At 63.0% G+C, this 16,183-nt stretch carries 16 protein-coding genes; 13 read left to right on the top strand and 3 right to left on the bottom strand.

Annotated elements, in window-relative coordinates:
• Nucleotide 1: 1 nt before the first annotated feature.
• Genes ACREBX_RS06875 through ACREBX_RS06855 form a run of 5 tightly spaced genes read left to right on the top strand, consistent with a single transcriptional unit; the run spans nt 2 to nt 5,561 of the window.
• The gene (locus ACREBX_RS06875) at nt 2–1,546 is read left to right on the top strand and encodes a type II and III secretion system protein family protein (RefSeq protein WP_431561009.1); all 1,545 of its coding nucleotides are present in this window, start codon (nt 2–4) and stop codon (nt 1,544–1,546) included.
• A 25-nt stretch (nt 1,547–1,571) separates the two neighbouring features.
• On the top strand, nt 1,572–2,213 hold the full coding sequence (locus tag ACREBX_RS06870) for a CpaD family pilus assembly protein (RefSeq protein WP_431561008.1): 642 nt from the start codon (nt 1,572–1,574) through the stop codon (nt 2,211–2,213).
• Complete coding sequence (locus ACREBX_RS06865; protein ID WP_431561007.1) at nt 2,210–3,481, top strand: pilus assembly protein CpaE; 1,272 nt, start codon at nt 2,210–2,212, stop codon at nt 3,479–3,481. The genes ACREBX_RS06870 and ACREBX_RS06865 overlap by 4 nt, the downstream gene beginning before the upstream one ends.
• A gap of 57 nt (nt 3,482–3,538) precedes the next feature.
• Nucleotides 3,539–4,504, top strand: coding sequence for a type II secretion system F family protein (locus ACREBX_RS06860; protein ID WP_431561006.1), 966 nt, complete (start codon nt 3,539–3,541; stop codon nt 4,502–4,504).
• A 13-nt stretch (nt 4,505–4,517) separates the two neighbouring features.
• Nucleotides 4,518–5,561, top strand: coding sequence for a type II secretion system F family protein (locus tag ACREBX_RS06855; protein WP_431561005.1), 1,044 nt, complete (start codon nt 4,518–4,520; stop codon nt 5,559–5,561).
• A 59-nt stretch (nt 5,562–5,620) separates the two neighbouring features.
• Here ACREBX_RS06855 and ACREBX_RS06850 read toward each other — a convergent pair whose 3' ends face one another.
• Together ACREBX_RS06850 and ACREBX_RS06845 are read right to left on the bottom strand one after the other, a co-directional pair.
• Nucleotides 5,621–6,622 carry a fumarylacetoacetate hydrolase family protein gene (locus tag ACREBX_RS06850; RefSeq protein WP_431561004.1) on the bottom strand — a complete coding sequence of 334 codons (1,002 nt, stop codon included), beginning with the start codon at nt 6,620–6,622 and terminating at the stop codon, nt 5,621–5,623.
• 57 nt (nt 6,623–6,679) lie between these two features.
• On the bottom strand, nt 6,680–7,093 hold the full coding sequence (locus ACREBX_RS06845; RefSeq protein WP_431561158.1) for a hypothetical protein: 414 nt from the start codon (nt 7,091–7,093) through the stop codon (nt 6,680–6,682).
• A gap of 149 nt (nt 7,094–7,242) precedes the next feature.
• Between ACREBX_RS06845 and ACREBX_RS06840 the strand changes: the two genes are divergently transcribed.
• The 4 genes from ACREBX_RS06840 to ACREBX_RS06825 all read left to right on the top strand — a co-directional run bounded on the left by ACREBX_RS06840 (nt 7,243) and on the right by ACREBX_RS06825 (nt 9,569).
• Nucleotides 7,243–8,475 carry a sensor histidine kinase gene (locus tag ACREBX_RS06840; protein ID WP_431561003.1) on the top strand — a complete coding sequence of 411 codons (1,233 nt, stop codon included), beginning with the start codon at nt 7,243–7,245 and terminating at the stop codon, nt 8,473–8,475.
• A 178-nt stretch (nt 8,476–8,653) separates the two neighbouring features.
• The gene (locus ACREBX_RS06835) at nt 8,654–8,860 is read left to right on the top strand and encodes a cold-shock protein (protein WP_058538446.1); all 207 of its coding nucleotides are present in this window, start codon (nt 8,654–8,656) and stop codon (nt 8,858–8,860) included.
• Nucleotides 8,861–8,864: 4 nt separating this feature from the next.
• On the top strand, nt 8,865–9,128 hold the full coding sequence (gene infA, locus ACREBX_RS06830; protein WP_056374851.1) for a translation initiation factor IF-1: 264 nt from the start codon (nt 8,865–8,867) through the stop codon (nt 9,126–9,128).
• 228 nt (nt 9,129–9,356) lie between these two features.
• Nucleotides 9,357–9,569 (top strand): hypothetical protein, encoded by a 213-nt coding sequence (locus ACREBX_RS06825; RefSeq protein WP_431561002.1) that lies wholly within the window; start codon nt 9,357–9,359, stop codon nt 9,567–9,569.
• Between the two features lie 12 nt (nt 9,570–9,581).
• On the opposite strand, the gene ACREBX_RS06820 is transcribed toward ACREBX_RS06825, so the two are convergent.
• The gene (locus ACREBX_RS06820; protein WP_431561001.1) at nt 9,582–10,898 is read right to left on the bottom strand and encodes an aspartate aminotransferase family protein; all 1,317 of its coding nucleotides are present in this window, start codon (nt 10,896–10,898) and stop codon (nt 9,582–9,584) included.
• Nucleotides 10,899–11,162: 264 nt separating this feature from the next.
• Here ACREBX_RS06820 and ACREBX_RS06815 point away from each other — a divergent pair, with 264 nt between their 5' ends.
• The 4 genes from ACREBX_RS06815 to ACREBX_RS06800 form a co-directional block, all read left to right on the top strand.
• Entirely contained in the window at nt 11,163–12,509 is a 1,347-nt protein-coding gene (locus tag ACREBX_RS06815) for a glutamine synthetase family protein (protein ID WP_431561000.1), read from the top strand.
• A 14-nt stretch (nt 12,510–12,523) separates the two neighbouring features.
• Nucleotides 12,524–13,792, top strand: a complete 1,269-nt coding sequence (locus tag ACREBX_RS06810; RefSeq protein ID WP_431560999.1) for an NAD(P)/FAD-dependent oxidoreductase — start codon at nt 12,524–12,526, stop codon at nt 13,790–13,792.
• A gap of 16 nt (nt 13,793–13,808) precedes the next feature.
• Nucleotides 13,809–15,200, top strand: coding sequence for a glutamine synthetase family protein (locus ACREBX_RS06805; RefSeq protein WP_431560998.1), 1,392 nt, complete (start codon nt 13,809–13,811; stop codon nt 15,198–15,200).
• Nucleotides 15,201–15,292: 92 nt separating this feature from the next.
• The coding region (locus ACREBX_RS06800; RefSeq protein WP_431560997.1) for an ABC transporter substrate-binding protein at nt 15,293–16,183 on the top strand (891 nt) is incomplete at its 3' end.

The raw sequence follows: 16,183 nt of genomic DNA, 5'->3' as shown, positions 1-16,183 counted from the left end.
GATGAACAGCACAGCCAAATTCAAGGCGGCGGCTCTGGCACGCACCTTGGCCATCGGCCTGGTGGCAGCCACGCTGGCAGCGGCACCTTCGGCGCCCGCCATCGCCCAGGCCGTCCAGAATGCCAGCAGCAGCATCGAGCTGTCGGTGGGCCGCGGCCGCCTGGTCAGCCTTCCAGCCTCGATGTCCGACGTCTTTGTCGCCAATGACGAGGTCGCCGACGTCCAGGTGCGTTCGGGCCGCCAGCTCTATATCTTTGGCAAGAAGCCGGGCGAAACCAGCATCTATGCCACCGACGCCAGCGGCCGTGTCGTCTTCTCGACCGTCGCCCGCGTCGGCAACAATATCGAGACGATCGACCAGATGTTGTCGCTCGCAATGCCGGAAGCCAGCATCTCGGCCAACCCGATGAACGGCTTTGTGCTGCTCACCGGGACGGTCCAGTCCCCGGACGATGCTGCCGAAGCCGAACGGCTGGTGCAGGCATTTGTCGGCGAGGACACAAAGGTGCTGTCGCGCCTGCGCACGGCCACGCCGCTGCAGGTCAATCTGCAGGTTCGCATCGCTGAAGTGAACCGTTCGCTGGTCAAGGAAATCAGCGGCAACGTACTGACGCGCGACACGACAGGCGGTTTCCTGGCCGGCGTCTTCGGCGGCCGGAATCCCGGCACGATTACCTCTATCCCTGCGCCGACCGCGGTGTTCCCCGGTAGCCCGGTGCCGCGTCCGTACGATCCTGTGACAGGCCAGCCGATCAATTCTCCGTTCCTCGGCACCTCGTATCAGATCACCACGCCGCCGGGTACGCGGAGCATTGCGGGCGCCGGTCGCCTGTTCGGCCTCGACCTGCTCGCTTCGCTCGATATCGGCGAACGGTCGGGCATGGTCGCGACACTGGCGCAGCCCAACCTGACCGCGATCTCGGGCGAAACCGCTGATTTCCTCGCCGGTGGCGAATTCCCGATCCCGATCCCCGGCAACTTTGCCGGTACGACAATCGAGTATCGGAAATATGGCGTCAGCCTGGCCTATACGCCAACGGTGTTGTCCAACGGCCGGATCAGCCTGCGCGTTCGCCCCGAAGTGTCGGAACTGTCGACCGAAGGCGCGATCGAGATGCAAGGCTTTCAGGTTCCGGCGCTGACGATTCGCCGCGCCGAAACGACGGTCGAGCTCGGTTCGGGCGAAAGCTTCATGATCGCGGGTCTAATGAACAATCGTTCGATCGGGGCGATCGACAAGATTCCGGGTCTCGGCGATGTGCCCGTGCTCGGCATGTTGTTCAAATCGGACAGCTTCCGCCGCGGTGAAACCGAACTGGTTATCGTCGTGACGCCCTATCTGGTCCAGCCGGTGTCGGCGAACGACATCAAGCTCCCGACCGATGCCTATCAGGATCCGAACGACTTGCAGCGGTTGTTGCTCAATCAGACGAGCAATGGCGTGACCGGCGGCGATCGTCCCAAACCGCGGCTCGACACCAGTGTCGGCGACGCCGACCGTCCGCGGGGCACGGGCGATGCGTCGCCCGGCTTCGGCATCAAATGACGCGCTGGATTTCAGGAGCAAAGTGATGAAGAAAATCGCAACTTGGACGGTCCTGACTCTGGCGACGACGCTCGCCGGCTGCACAGGCGCCGCGCATAGCAACCACAGCTTGGAATCGGTGCACCAGCCCGTCGTGCGCAACGCCATCTATCAATTCGATGTCGCGGCGGCGAACGGCGAACTGCCCCCCAGCGAACAAGGCCGCCTGCAAGGCTGGCTCGACGCGATGGGCGTCCGTTACGGCGATCGCGTCGCGATCGAGGACTCGTCGCCTTATGGTGCGAGTTCGGCGCAGGCGACCGTCCGTTCGATGGTCGAACGCCGCGGTTTGCTGCTCAGCAACGATGTTCCGGTGACAACGGGCGCGGTGCCCGAGGGGCATGTGCGCGTTATCGTCACGCGCGCTTCGGCCTCGGTGCCCGGCTGCCCCAACTGGGACAGCAAGTCGTCGATTAATCCGACCAACGCGACATCGTCCAACTATGGCTGCGCGACGAACAGCAATCTCGCCTCGATGGTCGCCGATCCGAACGATCTGATCAAAGGCGCCAGCAACACGGGCAGCGATCCGACGGCGGCGACGCGCGCGATCCAGACCTATCGTACCAAACCCCAAACCGGTGCAGGCGAATTGACCAAGGCACCTACCAGCGGAGGCGGCAAGTGAACGCTCCTTTCAAATCAGCAGGCGTGCGTGATCCATTCAATGCCTTCGTCTGCGACGACGATACGCTGGAGCTGATCCGCGCCGCGGCCAACGACATGGGCTGGCCGATCGAAAAATGCAACAAGGGTGGCCTGCGCAATGCGGTGCAGTCGCTTTCGGTCTCCGCCAGCCCGAACATCCTGTTCGTCGACATGTCGGAATCGGGCGATCCGATCAACGATATCAACGCGCTCGCCGAAGTCTGCGAACCCGGTACGGTGGTGATCGCCGCCGGCCAGGTGAACGACGTTCGCCTGTACCGCGATCTGCTGTCCAGCGGCATCCAGGATTATCTGCTGAAACCGCTGTCGCTCGAACAGGTCCGCGAATCGCTCACCATGGCGCAAGCCATGCTGTCGGCCCCGAAACATGCCGATATGCACGACGACAAGCCGCACCACATGATGGGCGTCGTCGGTGTGCGCGGCGGTGTCGGTGCGTCGCTGGTCGCGACCTCGCTCGCCTGGGCGATCAGCGAACAGGCGGGCCGTCAGACGGCACTGCTCGATCTCGACGTCCATTTCGGCACGGGTGCGCTGACGCTCGACCTCGAACCGGGCCGCGGCCTGATCGACGCGATCGACAACCCCAGCCGTATCGACGGGCTGTTCATTGAGCGCGCCATGGTACGCGCGTCGGACAAGCTGAGCCTGCTGTCGGCCGAAGCGCCGATCCATCAGCCGGTGATGACCGACGGGTCGGCCTTTTTCCAGCTCGAAGAAGAGCTGCGCTCCGCTTTCGAGATGACAATCGTCGACATCCCGCGCCAAGTGTTGATCCCCTTCCCGCACCTCGTGTCGGAAGCCGGTACGATCCTGCTCGTCAGCGATGTTACGCTCGCCGCGGCGCGCGACACGATCCGCCTTCTGTCCTGGTTCAAACAGAATATCCCGGGCGCGCGCGTCGTGCTCGTCGCGAACAAGTTCCAGAACGCCATCGGCGAGCTGTCGCGCAAGGAATTCGAATCGTCGATCGAACGACCGATCGACGTCGTCATCCCGTTCGACCCGAAGCTCGTTGCCCAATCGGCAAAGCTCGGCAAATCCTATGCGGAAACCTGCAAGGGCACCAAGTCGGCGCAGGTGTGGAGCAACCTGATGCGCCTCATCCTCGACGGCGCCGACGTCGAAGCCGAGGAAGCGCAGATTGTCGCCGCAAAGAGCAAATCGGGCGGCTCGCTGCTCGGCAAGCTCGGTCTGACGAAAAAGGGCGTGAAACAGGCGGCGTGACGGCGCGCCTGACGGGCCGTCACCACCTCGAGCGATAGAAGCGGACATCAGCTGACCATGAATCTGCCAGTCATCCTTATCATCGCGGGGGCCTTCCTGGCCTTTGCCATCCTCGTGATCCTGCTTGGCGGGCCGTCGGCTGCCAAGGCAAAGACGCGGCGGTTGGCGATGGTCAAAGACCGCCACGCGGCCTCGACCGAAGCGGTGGTGGCGGCGCAGATGCGCAAGACGATCCAGTCGGGCCGCAAGGACTCGTCGCTGACTGCTTTGCTGCCGCGCCGGGACGAGTTGCAAAAACGCATCCGCCGGACCGGCAAGAACTGGACACTTACGCAATATATGTTCGCGTCGATGATTGTGTTCGTCGTCGCGACCGGCGGCATGCTCATCCTGCGCGCGCCATTTCTGATGGCCGGCTTGGTCGGATTGCTCCTTGGGCTTGGCTTGCCATATCTGGTCGTCGGCATGACGATCAAAAGGCGTGTCACGGCATTCAACGCCCGCTTTCCCGACGCGATCGATCTGCTCGTTCGCGGCCTGAAATCGGGCCTTCCGGTGACCGAAACATTCCAGATCGTGAGCCAGGAGTTGCCGGGACCGGTCGGCGAGGAATTCAAGGGCGTCATCGAACGCATCCGCATCGGCAACACGATGGAAGCCGCGCTGCAGGAAACTGCCGACATGCTCGGCACGCCCGAATTCCAGTTCTTTTGCATCACGATCCAGATCCAGCGCGAAACGGGCGGCAACCTGGCGGAAACGCTTGCCAATCTGTCGGACGTTCTGCGCAAGCGCGCGCAAATGAAGCTCAAAATCCGCGCGATGTCGTCCGAGGCGAAAGCTTCTGCCTATATCGTCGGCGCCTTGCCCTTCTTTGTGTTCGGCGTCGTCTGGTCGGTGAACCCCAGCTATCTGGAAGGTTTCTTCTATGAAGAGCGGCTCATCATCGCGGGGCTGGGGGGCCTTGTCTGGATGAGTATCGGCGCCGGCATCATGGCCAAAATGATCAGCTTCGAAATCTGAAGGGGCGGAACCAGTGAACAGCAGCCTCCTTCTCTCTTCGGCCTTTACCGGCGCCCAAAGTGGCCCGAAGATACTCGGCATCGACGTCGTATGGGTAGGCACCCTGTTGGCGGCGGTCGGCGTGTTCGCCGTGCTGCTCGCCATCTACAGCGCGCTGACCGTTCGCAATCCGATGACCAAGCGCGTCAAGGCGCTGAACGATCGCCGCGAGCAGTTGAAGGCGGGCATCACGGCGTCGACCGCGAAACGCCGCGCCCGGCTGGTCCGCAAGAACCAGACCGCCGACAGGATGCGGACCTTCCTCGGCCGGCTTCAGGTGCTGCAGGAAGGACAGATCAAGGAGGTTCAGCAAAAGCTGGCGCAGGCCGGCATCCGGTCGAAGGATCTGGCCGTGGCGGTCATTTTCGGCCGCATGGTTCTGCCGATCCTGTTCGGCGGCCTTGCCCTTTTCCTGATCTATTGGGTCGACATGTGGCCCGACCTGACCTCCTTCAAGCGCTCGGCCTACACGATGGGCGCGTTGCTGCTCGGCTATAAGGCGCCCGATCTCTTTGTGGACAACATGCGGCAGAAGCGTACCGACGCGATCCGCAAAGGTCTGCCCGACGCGCTCGATCTGCTCGTGATCTGCGCTGAAGCCGGTTTGACGGTCGACTCCGCCTTTTCGCGCGTCTCTAAGGAATTGGGCCGGGCTTATCCCGAACTCGGCGAAGAATTCGCGCTGACGTCGATCGAGCTCGGCTTTCTGACCGAACGCCGTCAGGCGTTCGAAAACTTCGCCTATCGTGTGAATCTGGAATCGGTGAAGGGCGTGGTCACGACCATGATCCAGACCGAAAAATACGGCACCCCGCTCGCCAGCGCGCTCCGTGTTCTGTCCGCCGAATTCCGCAACGAGCGCATGATGCGCGCGGAGGAAAAAGCCGCGCGCCTGCCCGCGATCATGACGGTGCCGCTCATTCTGTTCATTCTGCCGGTGCTGTTCATCGTCATTCTTGGCCCAGCGGCCTGCTCGCTGAGCGACGCCATGTCGGGCGGCAGCCTGGGCGCCAAATAGCCCGGCAAAACCGGCACGAAAGCAAGAGAGGGCGGAAGCAATTCCGCCCTCTCTTGCTGTCAGCCTACGCTCTGTTCGATCGCGCCGAAGATGCTGTGATGCCGCTCGTCGTCCATCCAGATACGAACCGTGTCGCCCTTTTGCATGAACGGCGTCCTCGGCTCGCCCTGCTGGATCGTTTCGACCGTGCGCACTTCGGCGAGGCAGCTATAGCCAAGACCGCCGGCGGTGATCGGCCTGCCCGGCCCGCCATCGGCATCGCGGTTCGACACCGTGCCCGACCCGATGATCGTGCCGGCGCCCAGGTCGCGCGTCTTTGCCGCATGGGCGATCAGCGCGCCGAAATCGAACGTCATGTCAACGCCGGCGTCGGCACGCCCCAGCGGCTGGTCGTTCAGATCGACGGACAATGTGCCGTGCAACTTGCCGTCCTTCCAGCGATCGCCGAGCGCATCGGGCGTCACGAACACGGGCGACATCGCGCTCGACGGTTTCGACTGGAAAAAGCCGAAGCCTTTGGCGAGTTCCGCCGGGATCAGGCCGCGCAGCGACACATCGTTGGTCAGGCCGACGAGCAGGATCGTTTCGCGCGCTGCGGCGGCATCGATACCCTTGGGCACGTCGCCCGTCACGACGACCACTTCGGCCTCCATATCGCAGCCCCAGGCGGGATCGCCGAGCGGGATCGGATCGCGCGGCCCCAGGAAGGCGTCGCTGCCCCCTTGGTACATCAGCGGATCGTGCCAGAAGCTGTCGGGCATGTCGGCACCCCGCGCCTGCCGCACCAGCGCGACATGGTTCACATACGCGCTGCCGTCGGCCCACTGATAGGCGCGCGGCAACGGCGACGCCGCATCATGCTCATGAAAACGCTCCTTCGGGATCGCGTCATGGTTGAGATCCTCGGCCAGCGCCGCGAGGCGGGGCGCGGCATAGGCCCAATTGTCGAGCGCCGCCTGCATCGTCGGGACGATCTGGCTGGCGTCGGCGTACCAGGCAAGGTCGTCCGAAACGACGACCAAGCGTCCGTCGCGGCCCTGTTTGAGCGAAGCTAGTTTCACGGGAACTCCTTTGGCTGACGATGCGGCTGAACCGACATCGCCTCAAAGGAGCGAAAATCAGCGCGTCATCGTGATCGATGCGAAACAGGTAAAGCCGCTCTGCCCCGCCTGCAAGCGCCGGATATATTGAAGATACGCCTGCGATTGATTGTAGGTGGTGCCGGGCAGCGTCTGCCCACGAAACGCCCGCTTCACTTCTTCGCCCGTGAACGGGCGGACCGAGCCCGGAAATGCGCCCTTGGTGCCCGGCGGGACCAGCTTGCCTGCGGTATCGATATATTTGCCGGCGGCCGTCGGCCCGGGGACGGGAATCTGGCAATTCATCACTGACACCGCGGTCTGCGCAAACGCGGGGCGGATCGTCAGCGCGGCGGACACGCCGACGGCGCCAAGCGCCAGCATCTTGCGCCGCGACGGGATGGTTTCCTCCGTTTCCACGGAGTTTTCGGCGGGAATGTCGCTGTTTTCCATATCGCGCGCATAACCCAATGAAGCGCCAAGGAAAAGCAAAAGACGGGTCGCCGCCTTGCCCTTCCCGCTTTGGGACATTCACGGTCCGGGCGTTAATTGCCGTAAACATCCTTGCGCATCATCACCTCTTCGTGCGAGGCGCAGCGGCGATGTTCGATCGCCTTTCCAGCCTGGTCATCGCTTTGACGCTGGTCGCCATCGCGGCGATTTTCGCCACGCTGGCCGGGGGCGATCCGCTGTCGATCGCCATCATGGTGCTCGCGGGCTTCCTCGCCGCCGCCACCGTTTACGGCGCGCTTCCCGTCGCCTTGCCCGACACGCGGGGCGCCGGAGCCGAGCCCGCGGCCGCCCTGCCCGTCTCCTTGCTCCGGCATCCCGATTTTGCCCATTGGGTCGATCAGGAAAAGGAACCCTTGATCGGCACCGCCGACAATATCGTCACCATCGCCAACGACGCCGCGATCCGGCTGCTTGGCCGGCATATCGTTGGCGCCGACGTCCGCACCGCGATCCGCCATCCTGCGGCGACCGACTGGCTGTCGCGGATCGACGGACAAGAACGGCTCGAAACGGTCAATCTGATCGATTTTCCGCGCCCCGGCCAGCGCTGGACGATGCGCATCGCCGCCCTGTCGGGCAGCGAATATATCATCTTCCTGTCCGACCGGTCGGCGATCGATGCCGCGGACCGCATGCGATCCGACTTTGTGGCCAACGCCAGCCACGAACTGCGCACGCCGCTCGCCGCGATCCTCGGCTATGTCGAAACGCTCCAGGAAATGAACGGCGAGGCCGACGCGCCGACGCGCAATCGCTTCCTTTCGATCATCGATCGCGAAGCGCGGCGGATGCAGCAACTCGTCATCGACCTTCTGTCGATTTCGCGGGTCGAGGCCGACCGCTTTCGCCGCCCGACGACGCCTGTCGATCTTGCCGTCATCGTCAGGACAACGATTGTGCAACTGCGCGATAGCGAACAGGCGCGCACCAAAGACATCGTCGCCCGGCTGGGCGACGCCGCGCAACCGGTGCTGGGCGACGAGGCGCAGCTCGGACAACTCGCGCACAATATCATTTCGAACGCGATGAAATACGGCCACGCGGGAACACCGGTGGCGGTCGAACTAGCGCGCGAAGGCCGCCGCGTGCGGCTGTCGGTCAGCGACGAGGGCGACGGAATCGCGCCCGATCACCTGCCGCGCCTGACCGAACGTTTCTATCGTGTCGACGAAGCGCGCAGCCGCTCGGTCGGCGGCACCGGCCTCGGCCTCGCCATCGTCAAGCACATCAGCGAGCGCCATCAGGGACAGCTAGACATCGACAGCGAAGTCGGCAAAGGCACGCGCGTTTCGGTGACTTTTCCTCTGCTCGCGCCACCATGACAGTGCGCGAATCCGAGCCTATCCTTGACTTTTCATAGCTCAAGGCCCATCTTCGACAAGCTATCGTCGCTTACGACGGATTTTTTTGCCTGACTGGCGGACACTTCCATCCTCACGCTACCTGGCGCCACCGGCATATGGCCGTTGGTAACTCCGCTTCCGTGAAAGGAACGACCCCATGCCGATCGGCACCGTAAAATTCTTCAACACCGAAAAAGGTTATGGCTTCATCGCGAACGAAGACGGTTCGGGCGATAATTTCGTCCACATCACCGCCCTCGAACGCGCCGGGATGACGACGCTGAACAAGGATCAGCGCGTTTCCTATGATCTGGAAACCGACCAGCGCGGCAAAGTCGCCGCCGTCAACATCCAGTCGGCCTGATCTTTTGGCCAAAGAGGAACTACTGACCCTCGACGGCCAGATCGATGAAATCCTTCCCGACGGGCGCTTCGGCGTCGTTCTGGAAAATGATCATCGGATCATCGCTTACACGGCAGGCCGGATGCGACGTTTTCGCATCCGGTCGGTCGTGGGCGACGCCGTACGCGTCGAAATGACGCCCTATGACCTGACCAAAGGCCGCATCGTCTATCGCGACCGCGGCGCAGGTCCCGCCGGCGGCGGCCCCCGCAAGGGCAACCGGCGCTGACGTCCACCAACCGAAAACAGAACAAAACCACAGGATATTATGAACTTTAATCTGAATGCATTTCCTTCCCTCCTTCGGCCCTATTCCGCGATCGATGCGCGGGCCGACAAGCCAGCCCGGCGATCGCCGACGCTGACGCGGCGCGAACTTCGCCGCCTGATTGCCCAAATGGTCGACTGACTTTTCCGGTTCCGACCCTCAACAACCTCTACACCAAGGATTTCCGCCATGTCGAACACCAGCGATTTCTACCTGATCCAGGCGGACAAATGCGCGGCCGACGCGGCGGAAAGCTCGCTGTCGCAGGTCCGCGACCGCAATCTGCGCGCCGAACAGGCGTGGCGTACGATGGCCGAGCGCCTGATCCAGACCGAAGCCACGCGCGCGCGGCAGGTCGCTGCAGCAGCAGCCAAAGCGGAAGCCAACGCCGCCGCCGACTGACGGGCCTTCCCGTCAGTCGGTGCGGCTCAGCAATTCTCCAATCTTCCCGAACATTTCGTCGACCTGCGCCTTTTCGACGATCAACGGCGGCGACAGCGCAATGATGTCGCCCGTAGCGCGCACGAGCAGGCCATTATCGAAGCAGGCGTGGAACAGTTCCATCGCGCGCGCGGTCGGCGCGCCCGCACGCGGCTCGAGTTCGATGCCCGCGACAAGGCCGACCGTGCGAATGTCGATGACATGGCGCGCACCTTGCAGGCTGTGCGCCGCGTCGTCCCAATAGCTACCGAGTTCATTTGCGCGGTCGAACAGGCCATCGCGCGCATAGAGATCGAGCGTCGCAAGACCTGCGGCGCTTGCGAGCGGATGTCCCGAATAGGTGTAGCCGTGGAACAGCTCGATGCCGCCCGGCACGCTGTCGATCACCGCATCGTGGAGTTCGCGCTTCACCGCAACGGCGCCCATCGGCACCGCCGCGTTGGTCAGGCCCTTCGCCATGGTGATGATGTCGGGCGTGACGCCCCATTCTCCCGCCGCGGTCGCGCCGCCGACGCGGCCGAACGCCGTGATAACCTCATCGAAAATCAAGATGATACCGTGCCTGTCGCAGATTTCGCGGAGGCACTGAAGATAGCCGACCGGCGGGACGAGCACCCCGGTCGAGCCCGCCATCGGTTCGACGATCACCGCCGCGATGGTGTCCGCGCCATGGAGGTCGACGAGACGCTGAAGGTCGTCGGCCAGTTCGGCGCCATACTGCGGAAAACCCCGCGTGAAAGCGTTGCGTTCGATGTCGTGTGTGTGGCGAATATGGTCTACGCCGGGCAGCCCGCCACCGAACGCGCGGCGGTTGTTCACAAGGCCGCCGACGCTGATTCCACCGAAGCCCGTGCCATGATAGCCACGTTCGCGCCCGATCAGCCGCGTACGCGTTCCCTGGCCCTTGGCACGCTGGATGTTGAGCGCGATTTTCAGCGCGGTATCAACCGACTCCGAGCCGCTGTTGGTAAAGAATATCCGGTCGAGACCGTCAGGCATCAGCGCCGCCAAGCGCTGCGCGAGCTCGAACGGCAGCGGATGGCCGAGCTGAAACGTGGGTGCGAAATCGAGTGTCGCCGCCGCCTTCGCGATCGCTTCGGTGATTTCGGGACGACAATGCCCCGCATTGCTGCACCAGAGGCCCGACGTGCCGTCGAGAACCTGCCGCCCGTCGCCCGACTGGTAATACATGCCGTTCGCCGACACGAGCTGCCGCGGATGCGCCTTGTACGATCGATTGGCGGTAAAGGGCATCCAGAAGGAGGCCAGCTGGTCGTTTTCACCCCTCATCACCATCGTCTCCTTGCCGGGCGGATAGAATGTCCATGGTCGTGCAGGACGGGATCCGCATCTGCTCCTTCTTGACGAAGAGGCGGACGCCGGGTCAAGTCCGCGATGCAAGGATGGGCGACCCCGGTTTTCGCGCAATCGAAGAATCGGGCATAAATTCATGCCGAAAATGGCCGAATAACGGCCCCCTCTGGCGCTTCGCTCAACCTTGCGATAGGCTGTTCTTTCCACAACGGGCCGACTCCTCGGCCCAATCGGGGGCGCATGTCAGTCAATCTGGAACAATGGATCAGCGACCATAAAATCGACGAAGTCGAATGTATCGTCCCCGACATCAATGGGGTCCAGCGCGGCAAGGTGCTGCCGGCCAAGAAGTTTCTCTCGTCGGTGAAGGACAGGTCGCTGCGCATTCCGGGCAGCGTCTTCATCTGCACGATCGACGGCCATTATCCCGAGGATATCGACGATATCTGGGACAAGGACCCCGACAAGATCCTGATCGCGGACCCCAGCACGATTTGCGTCGCGCCGGGATTTAAATCGCCGACCGCCTTCGTCATCGCCGACGTCCTCAACCGCGACGGGAGTGAGGTCGACATCGCCCCGCGCACGATCCTGAAAAAGGTGCTCGGCCTCTACGCCGAGAAGGGCTGGAAACCGATCATCGCGCCCGAGGTCGAATTCTATCTCGTATCGCAGAATGTCGACCCCGATTTCCCGCTGGTCCCGCCGACCGGCCAGTCGGGGCGCAGCGAAACCGCGAGCCAGCCTTACGGGCTGGAGGCGATGAACGAATATGAGGATATCATCGATCATATCTATGACGATTGCGAGCTGATGGGGCTCGATATCGACACGATGATCCACGAAATGGGCGCCGCGCAGCTCGAGGTCAATTTCATGCACGGCGACCCGCTGCGGCTCGCCGACGAAGTGTTCCTCTTCAAACGCGCGGTGCGCAGCGTCGCCAAGCAGCATGATGTCTATGCGACCTTCATGGCGAACCCGATGGCGGGCCAGCCCGGCAGCGCGATGCATATCCACCAGTCGGTGGTGGACGCGGTCACCGGCAAGAATCTGTTTTCGACCGCCAATGGCCGCGATAGCGCGATGTTCCGCAGCTATATCGCCGGACTGGTGCGCTACATGCCGCAAATATCGCCGCTGTGGGCACCCAATGTGAACAGTTTTCGCCGCATGCGCCCCGACAGCGCGGCGCCGATCAACGTCCAGTGGGGCGAGGATAACCGGTCGTGCGGCTTCCGCGTTCCGATCTCGGACAAGAACAACCGCCGCGTCGAAAACCGTCTGCCGGGCGCCGACAGCAACCCTTATCTCGCGATCGCGGCCTCGCTGATCTGCGGCTACATCGGCGTCATCGACCGCATGGTGCCGGCCAAGCCGATCACCGGCAGCGCCTATAACCGCGCGCGCACCCTGCCGCGCACGCTCGAGGCGGCGCTCGACCGGTTCAGCTCGTGCAAAAAGGTCCGCAACCTGCTCGGCGACGATTTCTTCGAAATCTTCTTCGCGGTGAAGGATTATGAGCTGTTCAACTACCAGTCGGTGGTGTCGAGCTGGGAGCGCGAACATCTGTTGATGCGGGTCTGACCGGCGCGCCGGCCATGACCGATCCGCTCGCCAACAGCTACTACGCCGCGACCGCGCATCGGTGGCGTTCGACATATGAAATGGGCGAAGAGCTTTCGTTCGATGTCGCAGTTATCGGAGGCGGCTTCACCGGACTTTCCGCTGCTCTCGCCTGCGCCGAGCGCGGCTTTTCGGTAATCCTGATCGAGCGCGAGCATGTCGGTTTCGGCGCGTCGGGCCGCAACGGTGGACAGCTAATCCCCGGCCTGCGCTGGTCGGCATCCGAACTGGAAACAGCGTTCGGCCGCGACCGCGCCGATGCTCTGTTCGACCTGTGCTGGCGCGCGAACCCGGTAAAGGCGCGCATCGAAAAACATGGCATCGATTGCGACCTGAAGACCGGGCATCTCGAGGCGGCGTGGACGCCCAAAGACTTCGAAGCGATGAAACGCGAGGCCGAGTTTCTGGCGACGCGCTTTGGGTATCAGAGCGACGTCGTCGCAAAGCGCGACATGGGCGCCCATATCGCCAGCCCGCTCTATCACGGGGGCATCCACGATCCGCAGGGCGGGCATTTCCACCCGCTGAACTATGCGATCGGCCTCGCGTGCGCCGCCGAGGCCGCGGGCGTCTGCATCCGGGAGGATCATCGCGCCTACGAAATCGCCGACACGCCCGATGGCCTCGGTGTGATGACCGACCGCGCGCATATCGCCGCGCACTATGTCATCGATGCGACCGACAGCTGGATCGGTCAGGTCGAACCCGACCTCGGCCGCTACACGGTGCCGATCATGAACTATAATATCGCGACCGCGCCGCTGTCGAATGCCGACGATCTGCTGCCGAGCGATGCTGCGGTCGCCGACAGCCGCTTCGTGCTCAACTATTTCCGTCTGTCGGCCGACAAGCGCCTGATCTTCGGCGGTGGCGAGCGCTATTCGCAGACCCCGCCGCGCGACATCGCCGCCTTCGTCCGGCCTTTCATGGCGGAGGTGTTCCCGCAGATCGCCGACGCGAAGATCGACTATGGCTGGGGCGGCGCGGTCGCGGTGACGATGAACCGGCTGCCGCATATCGGACGGCGCGGGAACATCTTCTACGCGCACGGCTTTTCAGGCCACGGTGCGCTGGTAACGACGCTCGCGGGCGAACTGATCGCCGAGGCGATGGCGGTCACCGCCGAACGCTTCGATGTGCTCGCAAATCTGCCGAACCGCCCTTTTCCGGGCGGAAAATGGATCAGGCGCCCCCTCGCTACGCTGGGGTTGCTCTGGTATGCGCTGCGCGACCGTCTCGGTTGATCGAGGAGTTATTTGCATGTCGAAATCATCGGGCGTGATCGCGGGCCGGTCGGAGGCCGAAGCCTTTTTCAAGGCGAACCCCGACGTCGATTCGATCGAGATGATCTACACCGACTTCGGCGGCGTACCGCGCGGCAAGCGGCTGCGCCAGCATGAGGTAATGGCCGTTTACGAAAGCGGGCGCATGTTCCCCGGATCGATCACCGTGGTCGACATCACCGGGCAGGATACCGTCGAAACGGGCCTCGTCTGGGAGGATGGAGACGCCGACCGCTCGATGAAGCCGATCCCCGGCACCCTCGTCCGCACGCCTTGGGGCGGCGACCATGCCGCACAGTTTCTCGTCGATTTCTACGAGCTCGACGGCACACCGCACGACCTCGATCCGCGCCACGTGCTTGGCGGCGTGATCGACCATTTCACCGCCGACGGGCTGACCCCCGTGCTCGCGGTCGAGCTCGAATTCTATCTCGTCGATCCGCGCCGGGCGCGCGACGGGCGCGTGCGCCCCGCGCGCCCCGACTACAGCCGTGATACGCCGCGCAATGTCGAGGTTTATGGCCTGCGCGAACTCGACGACTTCCGTCCCTTTTTCGACGCGCTCTACGCCGCGACCGACGTGCAGGGCCTGCCGCTCGAAAGCGCGATCTCCGAATTCGCGCCCGGCCAGTTCGAGCTGACTCTGCGCCACAAGCCCGACGCACTGCGCGCCTGCGACGATGCGATCATGTACAAGCGCCTCGTCAAGGCGATCGCGCAGCAACAGGGCCTTGAGGCGACTTTCATGGCCAAGCCCTTTGCCGATCAGGCGGGCAGTGGCATGCACATCCACGTCTCGGTCAACGACGGCAGCGACACCAACATTTTCGCGAGCGACGATCCCGAAGGAACTCCCGCCCTCCGCCACGCGATCGGCGGGATGATCGGCAGCGTCGGCGACGCCTTCGCGCTCTTTGCGCCGCATGCGAACAGCTATCGGCGCTTCAAGGCGAACAGCTATGCCCCCGTCGCGCCGACCTGGGGCGTCAACAATCGCACCGTATCGTTTCGCATCCCTGCCGGTCCGCCACCGAGCCGCCATGTCGAGCACCGCGCGTGCGGCGCCGACGCGAACCCCTATCTCGCCGTGGCAGCCGTCCTCGCAGGGATGCATCATGGCATGACGAACAAGACCGATCCCGGCTCCGCGGTGGTCGGCAACGGCTATGACCGCGACAACAGCGGCGACGACAAGCCGCCGTCGAACTGGTTCGCCGCGGTCGATCGATTCCACGCGTCGAAGCTGATGCGCGACTATCTGGGGACCCGTTTCGTCGACATGTTCAGCGTCGTTAAGCGCGTTGAGCAGGACCGCTATTTCGGCGTCGTCCCGACACTCGATTATGATTGGTATCTGCGCAACGCATGAAAGTTTCAAAGAATCTTGGTGCAGCGCAAAAAAACCTCTTTCCAAGCCGACTTTATTGAGTCAGCTTGGCGTCACAAACAGGGAGGCTGCACATGGATCCGATTGAACTGATCAAGCAAACCCGAGGGCGCCGTTCGCTGCTGCAGGCGATGGGAGTCGCGGCGATCGGGATCAGCTTCGGGGGCCTCGCGGCGTGCAGCAAGGAGGGCGGCAAGAAGCTCTCGAACGGCGAGGAAGCCAAGCTCAACTTCTACAACTGGGACACCTATATCGGCGAGAATACGCTCGATAATTTCAAGGAAGCGACAGGCGTCGACGTCACGATGGACCTGTTCGACAGCAACGACGTGCTTTTCGCCAAGTTCAAGGCCGGCAATCCCGGTTACGACGTGATCGTACCGTCGAACGACTTTGTCGAGCGGATGACCAAGGCCGGCATGCTGCTGCCGCTCGACCATGCGCTGCTCCCGAACAAGAAGAATATCGACCCCGCCTACATCAACGTCGAATATGACCTGCAGCGCAAATTTTCGATGCCTTACACATGGCTCGCGCTCGGCATCGGCTATCGTAAGTCGAAAGTGTCGGCGACGCCCGACAGCTGGAAAGTGCTGTTCGACAGCCCCGAATATGCGGGCCGCATCGCCTGGCTGTCGGAGGCCGGCGACATGTTCCGCCTCTATGGCAAATATCTGGGCAAATCGGTCAATGCGCTCACCCCCGCAGACATTGCGACGATCGAAAAGATGATGATCAAGCAAAAGCCCAATGTGAAGAAATTCCACGAGGATGACGGGCAGGATTTGCTGCTCAAGGGCGATGTCGATGTCGTGCTCGAATATAATGGCGACATCGCGCAGGCGATGGTCGAGGATGCCGACATCGACTTCGTCGTGCCCAAGGAAGGCAGCCAGCTCAATTCGGACAATCTGTGCATCCCGAAGGGCGCGCCGCATCCGAAGAACGCCCACGCCTTCATCAAC

The sequence above is a fragment of the Sphingopyxis sp. genome, from assembly GCF_050725655.1.
GTDB lineage: Bacteria > Pseudomonadota > Alphaproteobacteria > Sphingomonadales > Sphingomonadaceae > Sphingopyxis.
The sequence above is the reverse complement of the archived record's forward strand: the minus strand, read 5'-3'. Positions and strand labels throughout refer to the sequence as shown.

Bases quoted from the DNA above. Each gene is read 5' to 3' on its own strand.
- ACREBX_RS06875 (WP_431561009.1), top strand. From the start codon at position 2: ATGAACAGCACAGCCAAATTCAAGGCGGCGGCTCTGGCACGCACCTTG.
- ACREBX_RS06870 (WP_431561008.1), top strand. From the start codon at position 1,572: ATGAAGAAAATCGCAACTTGGACGGTCCTGACTCTGGCGACGACGCTC.
- ACREBX_RS06860 (WP_431561006.1), top strand. From the start codon at position 3,539: ATGAATCTGCCAGTCATCCTTATCATCGCGGGGGCCTTCCTGGCCTTT.
- ACREBX_RS06845 (WP_431561158.1), bottom strand. From the start codon at position 7,093: ATGGAAAACAGCGACATTCCCGCCGAAAACTCCGTGGAAACGGAGGAA.
- ACREBX_RS06840 (WP_431561003.1), top strand. From the start codon at position 7,243: ATGTTCGATCGCCTTTCCAGCCTGGTCATCGCTTTGACGCTGGTCGCC.
- ACREBX_RS06835 (WP_058538446.1), top strand. From the start codon at position 8,654: ATGCCGATCGGCACCGTAAAATTCTTCAACACCGAAAAAGGTTATGGC.
- ACREBX_RS06825 (WP_431561002.1), top strand. From the start codon at position 9,357: ATGTCGAACACCAGCGATTTCTACCTGATCCAGGCGGACAAATGCGCG.
- ACREBX_RS06820 (WP_431561001.1), bottom strand. From the start codon at position 10,898: ATGAGGGGTGAAAACGACCAGCTGGCCTCCTTCTGGATGCCCTTTACC.
- ACREBX_RS06815 (WP_431561000.1), top strand. From the start codon at position 11,163: ATGTCAGTCAATCTGGAACAATGGATCAGCGACCATAAAATCGACGAA.
- ACREBX_RS06810 (WP_431560999.1), top strand. From the start codon at position 12,524: ATGACCGATCCGCTCGCCAACAGCTACTACGCCGCGACCGCGCATCGG.
- ACREBX_RS06805 (WP_431560998.1), top strand. From the start codon at position 13,809: ATGTCGAAATCATCGGGCGTGATCGCGGGCCGGTCGGAGGCCGAAGCC.